General features: G+C 40.1%; 14 protein-coding genes. 3 read left to right on the top strand and 11 right to left on the bottom strand.

Features of this window, described 5'->3' with window-relative positions:
* Positions 1–38 precede the first annotated feature (38 nt).
* From eat to MTF67_RS06725, 3 genes are read right to left on the bottom strand one after another with little or no spacing between them, the layout of a single operon-like run.
* Positions 39–1,451: an ethanolamine permease gene (eat, locus tag MTF67_RS06735; RefSeq protein ID WP_248519084.1), complete on the bottom strand. Its 1,413-nt coding sequence runs from the start codon at positions 1,449–1,451 to the stop codon at positions 39–41.
* Positions 1,452–1,503: 52 nt separating this feature from the next.
* Positions 1,504–2,370: an ethanolamine ammonia-lyase subunit EutC gene (gene eutC, locus MTF67_RS06730; RefSeq protein ID WP_248519083.1), complete on the bottom strand. Its 867-nt coding sequence runs from the start codon at positions 2,368–2,370 to the stop codon at positions 1,504–1,506.
* Entirely contained in the window at positions 2,370–3,773 is a 1,404-nt protein-coding gene (locus MTF67_RS06725; RefSeq protein WP_248519082.1) for an ethanolamine ammonia-lyase subunit EutB, read from the bottom strand. Before MTF67_RS06725 ends, eutC begins: the two co-directional genes overlap by 1 nt.
* A gap of 216 nt (positions 3,774–3,989) precedes the next feature.
* On the opposite strand from MTF67_RS06725, the gene MTF67_RS06720 reads away from it, so the two are divergent.
* Positions 3,990–4,949 (top strand): helix-turn-helix domain-containing protein, encoded by a 960-nt coding sequence (locus MTF67_RS06720; RefSeq protein ID WP_248519081.1) that lies wholly within the window; start codon positions 3,990–3,992, stop codon positions 4,947–4,949.
* 542 nt (positions 4,950–5,491) lie between these two features.
* On the opposite strand, the gene arfA is transcribed toward MTF67_RS06720, so the two are convergent.
* From arfA to MTF67_RS06680, 8 genes are all read right to left on the bottom strand, one after another.
* Entirely contained in the window at positions 5,492–5,692 is a 201-nt protein-coding gene (arfA, locus tag MTF67_RS06715) for an alternative ribosome rescue factor ArfA (protein ID WP_006793520.1), read from the bottom strand.
* A gap of 171 nt (positions 5,693–5,863) precedes the next feature.
* A complete protein-coding gene (locus MTF67_RS06710; protein ID WP_248519080.1) occupies positions 5,864–8,404 on the bottom strand; it encodes a TonB-dependent receptor in 2,541 nt (846 codons plus the stop codon).
* A 248-nt stretch (positions 8,405–8,652) separates the two neighbouring features.
* On the bottom strand, positions 8,653–9,564 hold the full coding sequence (locus MTF67_RS06705; protein ID WP_248519079.1) for an ATP-binding protein: 912 nt from the start codon (positions 9,562–9,564) through the stop codon (positions 8,653–8,655).
* Between the two features lie 119 nt (positions 9,565–9,683).
* Positions 9,684–10,811, bottom strand: a complete 1,128-nt coding sequence (locus MTF67_RS06700; protein ID WP_248519078.1) for an HDOD domain-containing protein — start codon at positions 10,809–10,811, stop codon at positions 9,684–9,686.
* Complete coding sequence (locus MTF67_RS06695) at positions 10,808–12,814, bottom strand: EAL domain-containing protein (protein ID WP_248519077.1); 2,007 nt, start codon at positions 12,812–12,814, stop codon at positions 10,808–10,810. The genes MTF67_RS06700 and MTF67_RS06695 overlap by 4 nt, the downstream gene beginning before the upstream one ends.
* 295 nt (positions 12,815–13,109) lie before the next feature.
* Positions 13,110–14,387, bottom strand: a complete 1,278-nt coding sequence (locus MTF67_RS06690; RefSeq protein WP_058429388.1) for an ATP-binding protein — start codon at positions 14,385–14,387, stop codon at positions 13,110–13,112.
* Positions 14,387–14,962, bottom strand: coding sequence for a chemotaxis protein CheX (locus tag MTF67_RS06685; protein WP_006793514.1), 576 nt, complete (start codon positions 14,960–14,962; stop codon positions 14,387–14,389). Before MTF67_RS06685 ends, MTF67_RS06690 begins: the two co-directional genes overlap by 1 nt.
* On the bottom strand, positions 14,959–15,450 hold the full coding sequence (locus tag MTF67_RS06680; RefSeq protein WP_248519076.1) for a response regulator: 492 nt from the start codon (positions 15,448–15,450) through the stop codon (positions 14,959–14,961). Before MTF67_RS06680 ends, MTF67_RS06685 begins: the two co-directional genes overlap by 4 nt.
* 118 nt (positions 15,451–15,568) lie before the next feature.
* Here MTF67_RS06680 and MTF67_RS06675 point away from each other — a divergent pair, with 118 nt between their 5' ends.
* On the top strand, positions 15,569–16,903 hold the full coding sequence (locus MTF67_RS06675; RefSeq protein WP_248519075.1) for an HD domain-containing phosphohydrolase: 1,335 nt from the start codon (positions 15,569–15,571) through the stop codon (positions 16,901–16,903).
* Positions 16,904–16,977: 74 nt separating this feature from the next.
* Positions 16,978–17,997 (top strand): ferrochelatase, encoded by a 1,020-nt coding sequence (hemH, locus tag MTF67_RS06670; protein ID WP_248519074.1) that lies wholly within the window; start codon positions 16,978–16,980, stop codon positions 17,995–17,997.
* The last annotated feature ends 1,434 nt before the right edge of the window (positions 17,998–19,431 follow it).

The following is a 19,431-nucleotide window of genomic DNA, read 5'->3' as shown; positions in this document are numbered from 1 at the left end:
ATTAAGTATTATTGAAGATTGGTATTCCTAAACGTTTATTACCCCTCGTTTACCGCCATTGCTAAATCAGATTCTGCATCAGCTAACATAGCAAACTCTTCATCTGCAGTTTTAGCTACTAAGCGCTTAGAACTGTATCCAAAATAATACGCCGCTCCGAATGCAAATAAAATTACGGTGTATAAAAACGCGCGAGGGTCAAAGGCATATACACCGGTAAGTGCAACAAGTGATAATACAAGTGCAATACCCGAGGTAACAACACCGCCTGGCGTTTTATAAGGGCGGACTAATTCAGGTTGCTTTATACGCAGCATAATATGGCTTAATGCCATTAATGCGTAAGAAACCGTTGCACCCACAACCGCCATTGCCAACATTAAATCACCTTCACCACTTAGTGAGGCAATAAAACCAAAAATAGCAGGCACTATTAACGCACGAGCCGGTACTTTACGCTTTGTAGTAATTGACAAAGATTGTGGTAAATAACCCGCTCGTGAAAGGGCAAACACTAAACGGCTATAACCATAAATAATAGAAAAAAACGATGCGACCAACCCCGCTAAGCCTAAAATATTGACCACCGTGGCTAAGCTTGTATTACCCGTGGCGTTCAGCGCATCAACCAAAGGTACTGCACTTGCTCCCATGGCGTTGGCACCAGCAGCACCGGGCACTAACACCACGACTAACAATGCAGTGAACAGTAAAAATACCATTGCTCCAATAATGCCTTTTGGCACATCTTTAGCGGGATTTTTTGCTTCTTCTGCAGCAAGTGGGACACCCTCAACGGCTAAAAATAACCACATAGCAAATGGCAGTGCGGCCCATACGCCATACCAACCTAATGGTAAAAACTCAGTTGCGCCAGCGGCGTCGCTGACCGCCACATCAAATAAATTAGCTGCATCAAAATTAGCAACAAGCGCAATCGCAGTGGCAACAATAGCAAGCACCGCTAAACCACTTATTACCATCATTACTTTTAGTGCCTCACCTACACCCGCTAAGTGAATGCCCACAAATACCAAGTAAAACAGCGCATAAATCCATGGACCATTAAACCCAGTTAATGCTTCTACCGCAGAGCCAATAAATATAACAATAGCAGCCGGCGCAAGCGCGTATTCAATCAATACGGCAAGGCCTGTTAAATAGCCACCAGCGGGACCCATTGCTTGGCGGGCAAAGCTATATCCACCACCTGCGGCTGGAATAGCAGCCGACATCTCAGCAAGCGAAAGTACCAATGTTAAATACATAATAGCCATTAATACTGCGGCAATGGCAAACCCACCCCAACCAGCTTCAGCTATGCCAAAATTCCAACCAGCAAAATCGCCCGATATGACATACGACACCCCCAAACCGGCTAGCAGTAACCAACCTGCAGTGCCACTTTTTAATTGCCTTTTGGCAAGGTATTCTGAGTTATTGTTCGACATTGTTCTCTCCGTTGATGCTTGATTTTTATTGTTTTGATTTTTTAATTGCTTATTATTTGGCAATTAAAAAGTTGGTATTAGGTTGTTGATGTTCAATTACATCGTCTTGTGTTCGATCTTTTAGGTTAACGCCTGTTAATTTGAGCTTTTTTGCTTCGCGTAATAAATACACAGTACGGCGGGCGGCTTCTTCATACGACAACCCAGCGGGTCGAATATTTGAAATACAATTTCTGCACGCATCGCTCAACCCTGCTTTTGGCGCCCAAGTTAAATAAAGCCCCAAACTATCTGGGGAACTCAGCCCTGGTCGTTCACCTATAAGTACCATGACTATTTGCGCATTTAACAACTCACCAATATCATCGCCAATGGCTACACGCCCTTGTTCTACTAACGTTATTGGCGCTAGTTTTAATTGCTGACTTTCGCCTAGCTGTTCTAGTAGTTCGCTAATAAATGGTTGTGTATTTTGTTGAACAGCCAAAGAAGAAAGCCCATCAGCCACAACAATAGCTAAATCATATTTAGACTCAGTGTGTTGCTTTTGATCTGCCATAAAACTAGCTAATGTTGTGCGGCTTGATTGGTTTAACTTACGTCCTAAGTCGGGACGCTGTAAGTAAGTAGTACGATCATCCGCTTGACTGCGTAGATGCAAAACAGGTGCTGCTGGATTTAAATCGCTCAGTCTGCATGACATTTCGTTAATATTAAGCGCAAAGCCAACAGCATCCCGGGCTTGCGCATGAGATAACTGAAACGCCAGCATTTCTGAGGTCGGTAGACTAATACCCGCTCTACCAAGGCCTATACGGGCATCGGTAAAGCGGCGTAAATCGCTCCACGGATTATGTACCACCTTGCCATTACTTTTATGATCAGTGTTTGCATTGAGGGTTTTAGGATTACTTGCCATTAGCTCCCCCCTGTTATTGCATTCAGCGGCTTGGCAAACGCTTCTGGGATTGTATTGGCTAAAATGATGTCCTGAGTATTTTGCATTATTTTCATTTTGCTTAACCACGCCTCAAACTCTGGGGCAGGTTTTGAACCTAAAACACGACGTACATACAACGCATCGTGAAACGAGGTAGTTTGGTAGTTAAGCATAATGTCGTCAGAGCCCGGGATACCCATAACAAATGAACATCCCGCTACACCTAGTAGTGTAAGTAAATTGTCCATGTCGTTTTGGTCGGCTTCAGCATGATTGGTGTAACACACGTCGCACCCCATAGGGATACCGAGTAACTTACCGCAAAAATGATCTTCAAGCCCTGCGCGGGTAATTTCCTTACCGTCAAATAAATATTCTGGGCCAATAAAGCCCACAACTGTATTAACTAATAAAGGGTTAAACTTTCGCGCCACAGCATAAGCACGCGCCTCACAAGTTTGTTGATCAAGCCCGTGGTGCGCATTGGCCGAAAGCGAGCTGCCTTGTCCGGTTTCAAAATACATTACATTATTACCAACCGTGCCTCGTTTTAAGCTAAGCGCAGCGTCTTGCGCCTCTGCTAACGTATTTAAATTAAAACCAAAGCTTGAATTTGTAGCCTCTGTGCCGCCTATTGACTGAAAAACCAAATCAACCGGTGCGCCAGCTTCTATACACTCAATCGTATTAGTTACATGGGTAAGCACACAGCTTTGCGTTGGAATTTCATATTTTTGGATTACATCGTCCATAAGCGTCATTAGCTTAATGGCTTGAGCAACATTGTCGGTGGCAGGGTTTATACCTATTACCGCGTCACCATTTCCGTAAAGCAGACCATCCAGCATACTAGCCGCAATCCCGTTAATATCATCGGTTGGATGATTAGGCTGTAAGCGGGTAGATAAATGCCCTGGCAAACCAATTGTATTCCTAAATGCACTGGTTACATGGCACTTTTTAGCAACTAAAATTAAATCTTGATTACGCATAATTTTGCTAACCGCTGCCGCCATTTCGGGAGTTATAGCAGACCTGACGCTTGCAAGTACCGCAGGAGTTGCAAAATCACTCAATAGCCAATTACGAAAATCTCCGACCGTTAAATGTGAAATGGTCAAAAATGCATTCGCATCGTGCTCATCCATAATTAGGCGTGTTATTTCGTCATCTTCGTAAGGAATTAACGCATCATTTAAAAATGTTTTAAGTGGCACCTCTGCTAATGTCATTTGTGCTACGGCTCGTTCCTGCGCCGACTGCGCAATAACTCCTGCCAACCTATCGCCCGACCGCGGCGGCGTAGCTTTAGCCATTAACTGGGCTAAATCTCTAAATTTATAAGTTTGTGTACCAAGCGTGTAACGATACGTTTGCCCCATTTTTTACCTCATTTAACTCTTTCAAACCTTGGTACAGGTTTTGCTGCAGCACTATTTACAATTATGTTTAATTTAAATACTAAAAGCTTAATTCGTACCAAAGCACTATCGAATTTTGGCAAATCGGTTTTTTCACAATAATTCAGTAACTTAAAAGAGTTTATAAACGGTTAAAGTTTCTTAATAAGCAATATAAAAATAAAGAGCAAACCCAAAATGGCGCATCAGCATTTATCAAACGCACCACAAAAGAGCAAAGTGGATACTCACGACATTGATGAGCAAGCAAGTAACCTCATCAATTGGCAACAAAAGTATGATCAAGTCAGTGAGGGTGGCTTTTTTGGTTGTATTGAAGGCGTTGCTCATTCTAATATTCACGTATTTGAAGAGTACACAGAGCGTGCGCTTCGCCAGCAATGTGTTATTGCCGAAGACTCTATTTGGTTGGGGATCCCTAAAACATCGTGCGAAAGTAAAATTAATGGCTTAGATGTTCTAAGTAACCAATTTATGTGCCGCAGTAGTCACAGCGATTTTGAATTAATAACACCTGAAAAATTTAATATTTATGGGGTAGTCATTAACTGGCAATCAATTGAATACATGGCGCAACTGCAAGGTATTAATTTACAAAACATGAATGCATTTGGCGCAGAGCGACTCACAGTAAATAGCCCAACTCTTAACAGAGCGCGCAGTATTATTAACAGCATGGTTAATCATGATGCCCATGGCTTAAACGCCAATTTACAACAAGAAATGCTTTACATGCTTGCGCTAAATTTATTAAAAACTGAAAGTCAGCAGCACAACATTGCGCCAAGTTATAAGCATCGCAAAGCCGTAGTAGACAAAGTAAAAGCACATATCAAAGCTGATCCACAAAGCACAGTGACTATTACACAATTATGCGAACTCACGCATGTAAGTCGGCGTACTTTACAGTATAGTTTTGAAAGTATTTTAGGTATTAACCCGCTGCGATTTTTACGCTTAACACGTTTAAATAATGTAAGGCGTGAACTTAAAGTAGTTGGGCAAACTAAGCCAATTTCTGTTATTGCTGCAAACTGGGGATTTTGGCATGCAGGTCAATTTACTAAAGATTACACTCAGTTGTTTGGTGAGAACCCATCACAAACCATCGCAAATACTATAAAGGAAGGTCGCTAAAGTTATGATCGGGTCAATTGTCTTGTAGACGCACAGCTTGCTGGCGTGACAAGCGATAGCGCGTAAATAAAGCCCATTATTCACAAAGAGGTTTAGAGACGCTTCACTTTTAGAGAAGTAAATAGCATCTTGCGCGAGCAAGCTTCGCGCCTACAGCTTTCACTTCTCATTTGCTCCTCATTTACTTCTCTTTGTGCATTTTTGTATTAAAGATCAATAAATCACAAAAGGGTTTAGAAGCGCTTCGCTTTTAGAGAAATAAATAGCATCTTGCACGAGCAAGCTTAGCGCCTACAGCTTTCACTTCTCATTTACTCCTCATTCCCTTCTCTTTGTGCATTTTTAATAAAGATCAATAAATTACAAAAAGGTTGAGACGTGCTTTGTTCGGGCTAGAGCTCATACAGCAAATGCACTTCTTATTGCGTTAAATTTACATATCGTAGGCGCCTCAAAGCACCATATTATAGATAAAGACAACACACTTACCCGCATGCTGCGGCAAAAGTAGGTAGTTAAAAGTCTTATTTGATCGGTGCTATTTAAGCCGCGATTAAATAAGACTCTCGTCCTACGTGTTTGTTATTGCGTTTAAACGAGCCTTTGCCTTTTTTAGCTTTTACCACTTGAGGTTTAAACACTTTAGAGGTTACTAAAGCCGCCAGCGCATTATGATTAATAACACCTCGGCCGGTGTCTACCGCACTATTATTTGCGGCTTTGCTTTTCGATTTTTTAGCCATTTTATTTCCTAACTATTTATAACAATAAGAACCTTAAGAAGTGGCGATTGTATGCCTAATTTTCAAGCTTGCAAGTGTTTTTATCATTACACAACGCTCTTTTTTCATAATAAATAAACATAAAAAAGCGCAGTAAATAACTGCGCTTAGTAACAGGTTTAGCTCAAGTAATTAAAATTCAAAGCTTACTTTTGCATAATATGTACGCCCGTCAAAGCCATAAGGCAATGCACGTACAGGGTATTTAAACGCACCATTGGTAATAAAGTTAAGTACTTCGTCATCACCTAACTCATCGGGTGTTTCATCAAATACGTTGTCGGCACCAACAGAAAGCGTAAACATCTCATTAATGTCATAACTTACGTTTACATCAACCAACACTGCTGATTCAACTGTACTTGTTGGTTTAAACGACCCCGTTGGAGAAAGCTCTCCCGGTAATGAAATATGGTCGTTACCAAAGTATTTTACATCGGTTTCGCCAAAGTAATTAAAACGAAGTGTTGAAGTATATGCGTCGCGCGCATAATCAAATGTCAGCGTGGCACGCTCACTTGGCTGTCCATCAGTAAAAAAGCTACGTTGTAAGTCATCAAAGGCAACCGCTTCTGGAATACCTTCTTCTGCATTTACGTTATCAATTTTAGTGTCGTTCAAATTACCAGCAAAAGTAACACCCAAATTAGCCCCGTCGATCTCAGTACGGTATGAAGCAATAATATCAACACCTTGTGTAGTAGAATCAACGGAGTTTGAGAAGTAATTAGCCTGTACTGCGCCTGTAGCTTGAAGCGCAGCAAGCGCATCTGGGCTAAACGATACGTCGTCAGCCGATAACAAACTTCCTAACGTTATGCGGTCTTTAATTTCCACACGGTAAAAGTCAACTGTAAGTGAAAGCTCGCTGCTTACATCGTAAACAAATCCCGCGCTGTAGTTAGTTGAAGTCTCAAGCTCTAAAGTATCAACCCCTAACGCACTTGGAAATGCCGTGCCTGTGTTAGCAGTAAACGACTGAGTTAACGAGCCATCCGATCCTAGGTTGGTTGTAAAAGCTGTATAACCGCTTTGCTGAAGCGAAGGCGCTCTAAAGCCAGTTGATACCGCACCACGAACAGCAAAGTCATCATTAAACTCGTAACGTGTCGCTAGTTTACCAATTAAATCGTCACCCGCATCTGAAAAGTCTTCATAGCGAAGTGCACCACTAACGTTCCATGCATCTGTGATCATCGTTTCTACATCAACAAATATCGCGTAGCTATTTCGATCACTTTTATTTGCCGCTTCTGGGCGTAGGCCGTTATACGCCTGAAATCCACACTGCGCAAATTGATTTTCGTCATTGACTGACGGATAAGAAGTATCAGTATTAGCTAAACCACAAGCATACGACGCTTGGCTACCTGGTACTATTTCGTAATTTTCTTTACGGTATTCTGCGCCAATAGTTACGTATAATGGTTCACTGCGACCAATATCTACAATGCCGTTAAAATCGGCATTAAATGTAGTTTGATCAAATCTAAATCCACCGGAATAGCCACCGGTTGGGCCTGCATTAGCTGCAATATCAGCATCGCTTGCATCAGGGTTATTAAATAAGTACTCGGCAGCGTAAGACGCATTTAAGGTATTACGAGAGGTAAAATCGTATTGGTTTTCACCATATACAGCCGACACATCGTAAGTCCAATCTGGGTTTATATCCCCTTTAAACCCTATTGCAAATGAAAGATCTTGTGCTTCATTGTATATACGCGGTAAAAAACCATCACTGTATACTTGAGTCACGTTTTTAGACGCTTCGTTAAAGTTACGATAAAAACCATTACCTAACGCGCTTCGTTCTGAGAACCCACCAAACGAGTAAAGTTCGCTATCGCCAACAGGCAGTGCCATATTGTAAAACAGCGATGTGAATTCGCTATCAGCGTTACCCTGTCCCCAGCGAACATCCTCTGAAAGCGTTCCGGGCTCTACATTTAACGACCCCCCCGTATCGCGTTCTGCACGGTTAGTCCCGTCAGCATCTCGGTATTCTAGTGATAAATTAATAAAACCACCTTCGTTCCCTAACTCAAAACCACGGTTTAAACCTGCGGTAACTGTGTCGCCGTCGCCTTCGCTTGTGCCGCCATACTGAACAAAGCCCGTTGTTACACCTGTTGAATTATTAAGTGATAAGTTGATTACACCCGCTATTGCATCGGAGCCATACTTTGCCGCTGCGCCATCACGAAGTACTTCAACGCCTTTAAGCGCAGTTAACGGAATTGCGTTCATATCGGTACCGGCAGCACCAGCACCAACCGTCCCATTAAGACCAAAAATAGATTGATTATGACGGCGTTTACCATTGACCAATACCAGCGTTTGATCGGGTTGTAAACCACGAAGTGTAGCAGGTCTAAATAAGTCAGAACCATCTGACACCTGCGTACGCGAAAAGTTAAATGACGGTGCTGTAGCTTGTAGGCTTTGGCCAAGCTCAGTGTAACCGCCTTTATTTAAATCATCTGAGTCTATTAAATCTATTGGTGAAGATGACTCTGTTGAGGTGCGATTAGACACCCGAGAGCCTAATACAGATATTTGTTCAATATTTTTAGCAGCTTGAACGGGGGCTTCTTGCGCGATAGCAACGCCTGGTGCGCATACTGCAAATGCAACTGCCGCTGCAAGTGTATTTAAACGATATGTTGACATAGTGACGACCCTGTTTATGTGTGTTCTTATAGTTTATTTGGCGATTTAGCATCACCAATGAGGAACATCCTAGCAACATTAGCAAATAAAAAGAAATGAAAAATTTTAAATTAAAGGCCTAAGTATGCAAATAAAGTTCAACTTAAGAAAAAAACACACCAAAAAGGCTAAAATTAATGCAAACAAGGAATTAAACTTACAAAATAAACACTTAACACATTATTTACATTGAGTATTTATTTATTAACTTATGCTTTTAAAGGAAGCGAGCACAAAATGGACGTACCTGTCTCTATTATGCTGTTAACTTGTATCTTTCCTGCGTGTTCTTGCACTATTGAGTGCACAAGAGTTAGCCCCATCCCACTATTTTTTCCTACTTCTTTGGTCGTGAAAAAAGGGTAAAACATCTGTTCTTGTACATCGTTTGTCATACCACAACCGTTATCTTTTATCTCAATACAAATAAAGCTATTTTGTTCAAAAACACGCACTTCAACAATGCACCCTTTGGTGTCATTATGCTCACAGGCTTCTCGGGCATTAATGAGTAAATTAACAAAAAGCTGATTAATTGAAGCTAAATTACAATAAATAGGCGGTACATTTTCAAAATCGGTTTTTATAGCGCACAGCGATAGCTGACTTTCAAGAAGCTTAAGCATATTTACAGCAACATCGACTATGTTGACGAGCTGCACTGCATGACATTCATTAGATTCAGAAAAATTAAGTAAATTTTGAACGCAATAGTTAACCTGCCTTAAGGTGCTCGCGCTGTCTTTTATTTTGGTCGACAAGTCATTGCCAATCCAAGCAAATGGGTGTTGTAAATTAAGTAAGTCGAGCTCGTGTTTAAACTGGCTTTCTTTGAGTTCACCGTTTAAGTATTGCTCGCTGATATTTAGTAATGTGGAGATTATTGGGCTGCTATGGCTAAGGTTATCTATCGTATTAATTGCTTGTGACAATGGGGTGCTTATTTCCGAAGCCGCATCAACACTTAGCGTACCCAATGTTGCCATTTTAGTACTCTGGACAAGCATTTTTTTATACCGTGCTAATTCGGACTCTTTTTCACTTAGTTGCTTTTGTAACGACTTAAGGTTTTTTTCATCGTTTAAACATACACTTTCTAAATGACTCTCTACTTCATTCATGCCAGTATCCCTATAGCTTGTATTACTAATATTTAGTTGCCAAACTGAAAATACGCAACCAGATCTCCTTTTTGTTCTGTAAATAAATGTGTAAATTGACAATAAACAGGCAGACTAACTTAAAGCACTTCCCACTCAAACGTATTTATTGCTTCACAAAAGGATGAACAAACCCCCTGTTGCTGACAACCAACAATAAGGACCTCGTTAGACTGCTTATGAAATAGCTTTTGATGAACAATATAAAGGGTATTACTCAAATTATCAGCGGGGGTTTTTAACTCATTGGAGTTTAAAATTAATGCGCACACCTGCGTACTCTGCCCCCATAATTTCATGATATAAGCAGATACATGAAGGTAATTTATACTTTGCTGAGGCTCAGTTAATTCGTGTTGGTCCGTCACTTCTTCAACATTTATTAATTTACCAACAAAACTCAATAGCGCCACTGAAAATAGCAAAGCCTGCTCTTTTAGATTCATACCCATATGTTGTGCAAATTTTTTAACACAACTAGCATAATGTGTCGCAACAGGTATTTGCTTTTCGTGATCGATGGCCGATACAGAAGGAGGCAAATTTTCTGCCATTAATAATGATGTACTAACTGACAATAAAATAGTCGTACCAAGGCGAGAAACGGCCTCTTCTATAGAGACTGTTTTACGTGTAAAGCCCAAATAGGCCGAGTTAGCAAGTTGCAGCAACTTAGCAACAATAACAGGCTCCTTAGAGACAAGCTCGGCTACTTCAGCTAGGTCAAACTCTCCACTATCAATAAGCGTATTGAGCTCTTGCAGCAGTGAAGGATAAACCGGAAAGCTAGACATTGCCCCCAGTTTTCTTCTCATACTTTCTGAAAACGGTAGTGCTTTTAATTCTGCCACATTGTTAAACAAAAGTATTAAATCGTCTTTGTTAAATGGTTTAGCAAGATACATATGCACAACGTTACATTGACGCATTTTTTCGGTTAACGACGAGTCCCCCGTGAGCAAAGCCCTCACTGGGTACGAATTTTCAATTAAACAGCGCTCTAACACATCTAATCCATTAACGTGCGGCATTAAGTAATCGCTTATAATTAGGTCTATTGATTTATTATTTTTAAGCACAGACCAAAATTCATTTATTTCACTCACCGTAATAACGTCAGCAGCGGGGTATATTCTGTTAATAGTTCTATGTAGCGCCTTTAATATAAACAGCTCGTCGTCAAATAAAACTACTCTCATTGTTTTCATTCATCACCGCGCACATTTGTATTTATTAAGTAATCATAAAACTCATCCGCAAGCAAAGGTCTAGAAAAATAAAAACCTTGAATATAATCACAGCCAAGTCTTTCTACCAATTTACATTCGTGAGCCGTCTCGACTCCTTCTGCAATCACCTTTAAATTAAGATCATGGGACATACGCACAATGTTTCTGATCATACTTTGCATTTCAAGGGATGAATCTAAACCACTTATCAGCTCCTTATCTAATTTTATGCCATCGATTGATAACTTTGAAAGATACGCAAGTGATGAATAACCTATACCAAAATCATCAATTTGGACTTCAAACCCTAAGCTTCTTAATCTGGTTATTTGCAGTTGGCATTTTGTTAGATCATCCATTAAGTAGGTTTCTGTTAACTCAAACTGAATGTTTGATGCACTGAGGTTGTTCTCATTTAGAGACTCAAGCATAAAGTCTATCCATTCAGGGTCTTCTTTAATTTGCCGAGCAGAAAGGTTTATAGCGAGTTTACCTACTTCAACTTTTTGCATGTTCCATTGCTTAAGCTGTTTAAAACTTTGTGAAATTACAAATCGACTTATAGCGATAATCTGGCCATCACATTCAGAAATAGGAATAAACAAAGCCGGAGACACCCACCCATACTTTGTCGGCTCATACCACCTAATAAGCACCTCAGCACCACTTACCTTATGTGTTTTTAAATCTATTTTTGGCTGAAAACATAAACTAAATTCTTCGTTATCAATTGCTTTAAAAAGCAGCCTACTTAGTTCAAAGTTTTTTCGGTAATCGTTTACTAACTCTGCATCAAAGCGTGTAAAAAAGCGTTGCTGTTTTTTTGCTAGGTAATTCATGTTCAGGCTAAGATGATTTATAAGTTCCTTGCCCGACAAAACATCTTCAGGAAAAATGCCGTAAACCCCATAAAGCTCTAAACTCATTCCTTTATAACGCTGGGGTATCGCATCGCTAAATAAGCTCATTGTTTTATTAAGAGCGGCAAGTAATGTGGCATCGTTACTTGCGTGAGGTACAGATAACATAAACTGGTTAGAATGCTTTTGACACATTCTTACCTTTTCACCAAAGGTATTGTGCAATACTTTTGCAAGCAAATGTGTAAACTCGTAAGCGCTTTGGTAATCTAATAAATCAGCAATAAGTTCAAATTTAGCAATACCGATAAAAATAACCGTGTAGCTAGTGTTTTCACCTTCATACTCATTTAGCTGTTGATAAAAAACAGGTTCTTTAATTAAAAAATCACCAAAGCTTTCTATTAAAAATTTGTCACTCGACTTACTAGGGTTAACCGACAGCTTAAGCAACTGACAAAAATCATCAGACCAATAGCGTTCCAAAATAAACTCGTATTCTTTTTCGCTTTCTGCGCATTTACGAGCAATAAATAACATATTGGTTTGATTACTCAAAAAGGCCGTCAAGTCGTCTTTATTTGGCTGTGCGTCTATATTAATTATGTAATCATCAACAAAGCTGTATAAGCCTGAAAACAAAGACTGCGCAGGCGCATTAAAACGGTTTATTTTACCATTTTCGTCTATTTCAATAAGTGCGGTAACGCTACCTAAAAGTAGTTGGTCACGCTCGTGCTGAGCAATACGCTTGCAATAGAGTTGTTGCGCCTGTTCAATGGTTGTTATCAGTTCATTTTCATTCCAAGGCTTTTGTAAAAACTTAATCGCCAGTCCTTGGTTAAGAAGCTCAACCACCGAATTAAAATCTGCATGACCACTAAGCACTATATTTATTATTTCTGGCCAGTGAATTTTAACTTCTCGAAGTAAATCAGCCCCTGTCATATTAGGCATTCGGTAGTCAGTCACAATAATAGATACGTCGCTTGTTTTTAAGTATTCAAGCGCCTCAGGGCCACTTTCGGCTAAACTTACCTTAAAGCCGGCACGCTGCAATACACGCCGTAAAGAGCGCAAAACATTAACTTCATCATCAACCAAAAGGATACTAGGTTCCACTATTGGCTCCTATTGTTATTCAATCTTAAAAAAGATCGAAACAGCTAATACAACAGTACTTAAAAAGCCTGCCGTCATTAAAATGATAGGGTAACAGTAATTTACATTTAAATAACATGTAACCCTAATGCAAATATATCACTTGCTATCTACAAACCACCAACCCAACCATAAAGAATTAATATAATAAAAAATACCAACCCAATATAATTAGCTAATAATAAACAATACCAGCAACACTATTCAATCAACCTTTAGTCACAAAACATGCCTCTCTTAGCGCTGTTTTTTTAGCTCATGAACTTTTTGGGGTATTGAAAACAAACACAAAGCGACTGCCTTCACCCACTTTACTCAGTACATCAACACTTGCTTCGTGCTCTTCAGTGATGGTGTACACCTCAGACAAGCCTAAGCCAGTACCTTGCCCAACCTCTTTGGTTGTAAAAAAGGGATCAAAAATTCGCTCTAAATCAGACTCAGCAATACCTGCGCCAGTGTCTTCAATAATAAGCTTTATTTTGTCTTGTTCTTGCTTACACTCAATGGTCAGTGTTCCTCCAGAAACCATCGCTTGTAACGAGTTTAAAATAGTATTAAACAAGAGTTGCCGTATTTTACTGGCCTTACCCCATAAAAAAACAGGCTCTGCAGGGAACTGCTTTTCAATTTGAACTTTATATTTGAGCTCATTTTTTAACACAATCAAAGTAGACTCAATCTCAGCGCATAAGTCCACTTCCATCCAGCTTTCTTCATCGCTTAATGCAAAATCTCGTAAGCTATTAACAATTTTTTTAACTCGCTCTGCACCATCTAGCGACTCATCGAGTAGCTCCGGTAAATCTTCTAGTATAAAGTCAACACCCTGGCGTTCGTATACATCCTCAAGTAATTTAATAAAGCGATCTTCAGCCTGTTTTACAATGATTTTTTTTTGCGTCTGCGTTGTTTTTATTAGTTTTAACGCATAATCCTTGAGCGTTTCTAGGTTTGAGCTCACAAACCCTATTGGGTTATTAATTTCATGTGCAACCCCTGCGGCCAACTGACCTATAGACGCCATTTTTTCTGATTGCAGCATTTTCTTTTGCGCTACTTTTAACTCTTGATGCAGTGCCTTTAATTGTTGATGCTCGTCTTCTAGCGCATTTTTTAAATCAGATTGCTGAATAAAATAACTGGCCTCTGCGGTTACATCTGTCACAAAAATACTGACATGCGTAACCTCGGCATTTTCATTTGATAGCGGCATAAATTGCACATTTTGGTACATTTGCGACTCATCCCCGGTAATAGGGCGACTGCTTCGCATGGGGAATACATGGGGGCGTTGTTGCCAGTAACTAAAGCTTGGGTTTTTTAAAATAAATACACTGTCAATTTTACGTTTTAAAAAACGCGCTTGTTCTTCAAATACAGTTAATAGAGGTTGGCCAACTAAATCGGGTTGGCGAATGGTTAATCCACCTAAAAACGTAGGGTTAGCGAAAGTGATTGTCATATCCTGATTTATAATACAGGCACCAATAGGAAGTTGCTCAATGACGCGTTCAAACTCGCTTTTTTCCATCAATCCTCCAATAAGGCTTTGATTGGTATTAACAGCTGTTCAATAGACCCTTCACTTAAGCCAATGAGTATGCGCGCATCAAATTGCATTTGCTCAATAAAAAATTCAACTTCTATAATTAAAATAGACGACCACTCATTACTGTGAGCAGATTGCACCGGATAATAAAACGCAGGCATATTTAATTGCGTTGATAACTCAAGCTGACTGGTAAAGCCTTGTAGGCAAGCAGCAGATAAAATATTGGTAATTTCTAAAACAAGCTCTTCTGTTGCGGCTTCATCAAGCGGTAAGTCAAAATCCATTACTTCAGCCAACGCATTGCAACCGTCTTTATGCATACTCATTATCACTTCACCACGAATAGTGCCCGTGAACGACTGTCGTGCAAACCAGTTATTTGAAAGACTATTAATCATTCCCTGAAAATCTTCAGGAGACATTGCTTGAATAGCAGGAATTGACAAAGACACTTTGGTTTGAATAAGTCGAGCAAGCGCATCGGCCGCTTGCCCCATAGAAATGTTCATTATTTCTTGAAGCGCATCGCGCTCGTCTTCGTTTATTTCAATCATAACAAGCCAACATCCAGCAAAGTTTCGCGTAATTGGTCGGCTTTTAAAGGCTTTTGTAAAAACCTAAAAGCGCCCATAGAGCTAACAAGCGCCTGTGCTGCAGGTTGAATATCTGCGCTAATCACTATAACAATGGTTTTTTGATGCTCTTGCTGCAGCTCTTTTAGCACTTCAAAGCCATCCTTTTGTGGCATTTGCAAGTCTAAAAACAGTACCTCTGCTAACCCGGCATGCACAGCATCTAGCGCTTCAACCCCATTTTTGGCTTCGTGAATTGTAATATCCCAATCTTCAGGAAGTGCGCGTTTAATTGTTTTTCTTGAAAGTGCTGAGTCATCAGCTATTGTAACCGGTATTGGCATACAGTCCTCGCTATACAATATTAGTACGTAACCTTCTGTTTTAGAGTAGAAGTAATTAGTAATTTCTGCAAAAAAATAGCCTAAAATTCGCCTTTTATGCTGGGTTTTAATTGTTTTTTTATGCATTTTAAATTGACGCTTTAATAAAGTTTGTTGCGATTAATAAAATCCGCCAATTCAGTTGTTTATAAGCCGAGGTTAGACTAAATTTAACCGTATATCAGATTTGGCTGGCTTTACTTTTATGCAAAAAACCTCTGAACTAGAAGAATTTAACAACAGACCTGCCCACATTCTATGTCTAGACGACGAAGCAAGTGTTTTAAAGTCACTTGTACGGCTGTTACGAATGAACAAATTTAATGTGTTTGTATCGACCGACGGACACGACGCACTTCAAAAAATGACAGCCACACAGTTTGATGTGGTCATAAGTGACATGCGTATGCCCAAAATGAGCGGCGCAGAGTTTTTAGCCAAAGCAAAAAAGCTAGCTCCTGATACTCAACGTATTTTGCTAACGGGCTATTCTGATTTAGAGTCAACGGTTAGTGCAGTAAACGATGGGGGTATTAACGCCTACATTCAAAAGCCTTGGCAAAACGATCACTTAATCGGGGTTATAAAATCAGCAGTTGAAAAGTTTCGCTTAAAAAAGCACAACGAACTACTTCAAGCGCATGTCAAAAAGCAAAATGCGCAATTAACCGAACTGAATCAGTCGTTAGAACTCAGAGTAGAAAAACGTACAAAGCAAATAAAACAAGTGCTCAGGCAGCTTGAAAAAGCAAATGAACGAGAAAAAAACGAGCATAAATCTACCGTAGAGCTGCTCTACAATTTTATCAATGCAAACCCTTATCTCGATGGCAACAGAGCACAAAACATTGCCAATACCTGTACGCATATAGCCTTGTATCTAAATGCATCGCAAAAAAGTATCGAACTTGCGCCAACTGCGGGTTACCTAGCACAAATAGGATTGCTAGCCATGGACCCCGATCTTTATAAAAAACCAGTGAACAAACTAACCGAAGTACAACGCAAAACCTTTTACACACATCCAAGCACCGCGCAGCTAATGCTTATGCCTGCACTGCATTTACACGATGTATCTGATGCTATTTACTATCAATATGAGCGCTATAACGGCAACGGGTTACCTAAAGGGCTTTCGGGTAACGAAATACCCATTGGCGCCATGGTTTTAAGCGTTGCACGTGATTATTGGGAAGCCTATGAACAAAGTGTGGGCGATAACGAGGCCGAACACCACCAGCATGCACTCGACACTATAAAACTTTACAGCGGTACGTTTTATCATCCAAAAATTGTGCGAGCACTTGAAGCCAGCCACAACAAAATGAAAGAGAAGAAAAGCACAGCGGGTTCGGTCACTATTTGTAATGCTCAAGAGCTTAAAGAAAATATGGTATTAGGGAACTCGATACAAAGCCACACTGGCATTATGTTACTGCCCAAAGGCCATGTGTTTAGCCGTAAATCAATTGAAAAGTTACAACAACTTGAAGCAAAAAAACCAACCCCCTTCAGAATTATGATTAAAAGCGCTAAATGATTGATCTAAAGCAGGCTTTTTTTCGTTACAATAAGCCTAAAATATACATATAACTTTGCTTGAAGGAGCACAACGTGTCGCGATTTTCTGCCGTAACCGACAATCCCCACGACGGGCGTTTTAATCAAAAAACGGGAATATTACTTACTAATTTAGGGAGCCCAGACGCCCCAACGGCGGCGGCACTGCGTATTTACTTACGCGAGTTTTTATCTGACCCACGTATAGTAGAAATACCACGCCTTGTTTGGATGATCATATTACATGGCATTATTTTACGAGTACGTCCAAAACGTTCAGCAAAGTTATACAAAAGTATTTGGACAGAAAACGGGTCGCCCCTCACGCACATTACGCGCCAGCAAAGCGGAAAGCTCAACACATTGTTAAAGCAAAAAGGCTACACAAACACCGAAGTTGTTATGGCCATGCGTTATGGCAACCCTTCAATAGAAGCTGGCCTTGAAGAGCTAAGAGACAAAGGCCTCACGCGCATAATTATCATGCCAATGTATCCGCAGTATTCAAGCCCTACAACAGGGTCTACATTTGACGCCGTATCAAGCGTGCTACGCAAATGGCGCTGGGTGCCTGAGCTTCACTTTATAAACGGTTACCACAAAAACACCACTTATATTGAATCGTTAGCTAATAGCATAAGCGAAGATCTAGCAGCCAACGGGATGCCGCAAAAAATTGTTTTTTCGTACCACGGTATGCCAAAACTATTTTTAGACAACGGCGACCCGTACCATTGCCTGTGCTTACAAACAACGCGACTTGTTGTTGAAAAGCTTGGCCTTGATAAAGACAATGTCATTAGCACTTTTCAAAGCCGATTTGGTAAAGCAGAATGGTTAAAGCCCTACACAGATGCAACGCTAGAAAGCCTGCCAGCCGAAGGAATTAAAGATGTGGCAATTATAAGCCCTGCTTTTAGCGCCGACTGCCTTGAAACACTAGAAGAGTTAGAAGGCGAAAACCGCGAAATATTTGAAGAAGCTGGCGGCGAAAAATACCGCTACATCCCAGCTTTAAACGACAGAGACGACCACATTGAAGCCATATTTGATGTGTTAAAACCAATGTTGTAATCAACTCAATATAAAAAAAGCGTTAATATTAACGCCTTTTTTTATGCCCATTATTCACAAAGAGGTTAAGAGGCGCTGCGCTTTTAGAGTTAGTGAAAAGCCCATCATTTACAATGCCATGGCTGAATTTACCTGTAGACGCTCAGCTTGCTGGCGTTTAAAAGCAACGCTTTTACATTTAGTCGATTTATTCGTAAACGTAACTAACTTAACACCGAGAAGTGACTAATAACTATTTTTTTAACTCTGTGTAGCGCAAAGCGCCTCGGTGTGCTCTGTGGTTATATTTATTTTTAAATAACAAGAAGCTGCCGCTTCTAACGTGAGCAAGCTCTACGTCTACAAAAATAAACTAAACATTGGTATTGCCCGGCTCATTTACTTCTCATTTTATTCTCTTTGTGCATTACAGTTTTGAAAGTCCATTATTCACAAAGAGGTCAAGAGACGCTGCGCTTTTAGAGTAGTAATTAAGTGACTCGTTGTTAAAACCAATAACTTAAATCAAGTAGCTTTGCTCTTCTCATTTACTCCTCATTCACTCCTCTTTGTGTATTACAGTTTTATAAGCCCATTATTTCTAAATTTACTGGTAGACGCGCAGCTTGCTGGCGTTTAAAAGCAACGCTTTTACGGGGTATAAAGTAATTAACTCACCACCGAGAAGTGAAGGCCAGGAGAAGTGACTAATAACTACTTTTTAAACTCTGTGTATCGCAAAGCGCCTCGGTGTGCTCTGTGGTTATATTTATTTTTAAATAACAAGAAGCTGCCGCTTCTAACGTGAGCAAGCTCTACGTCTACAAAAACAAACTAAACATTGGCTTTGCCCTGATCATTCACTTCTCTTTGTGCATTACGATATTAAAAGCCCATTATTCACAAAGAGGTCAAGAGACGCTGCGCTTTTAGAGTAGTAATTAAGTGACTCGTTGTTAAAACCAATAACTTAAATCAAGTAGCTTTGCTCTTCTCATTTACTCCTCACTCACGCCTCTTTGTGCATTACAGTTTTATAAGCCCATTATTTCTAAATTTACTGGTAGACGCGCAGCTTGCTGGCGTTTAAAAGCAACGCTTTTACGGGGTATAAAATAATTAACTCACCACCGAGAAGTGAAGGCCAGGAGAAGTGGCCAAACCAATATTTTTTAACTCTGTGTAGCGCAAAGCGCCTCAGTGTGCTCTGTGGTAATATTTATTTTTAAATAACAAGAAGCTGCCGCTTCTAACGTGAGCAAGCTCTACGTCTACAAAAATAAACTAAAACACCGCTTGTCACTTTAGCTGCTCATTTACTCCTCATTCACTCCTCTTTGTGCATTACAGTTTTGAAAGTCCATTATTCACAAAGAGGGTAAGAGACGCTGCGCTTTTAGAGTAGTAATTAAGTGACTCGTTATTAAAACCAATAACTTAAATCAAGTAGCTTTG

This window comes from Pseudoalteromonas sp. 2CM32C (assembly GCF_023161925.1).
GTDB lineage: Bacteria > Pseudomonadota > Gammaproteobacteria > Enterobacterales > Alteromonadaceae > Pseudoalteromonas > Pseudoalteromonas marina.
The sequence above is the reverse complement of the archived record's forward strand: the minus strand, read 5'-3'. Positions and strand labels throughout refer to the sequence as shown.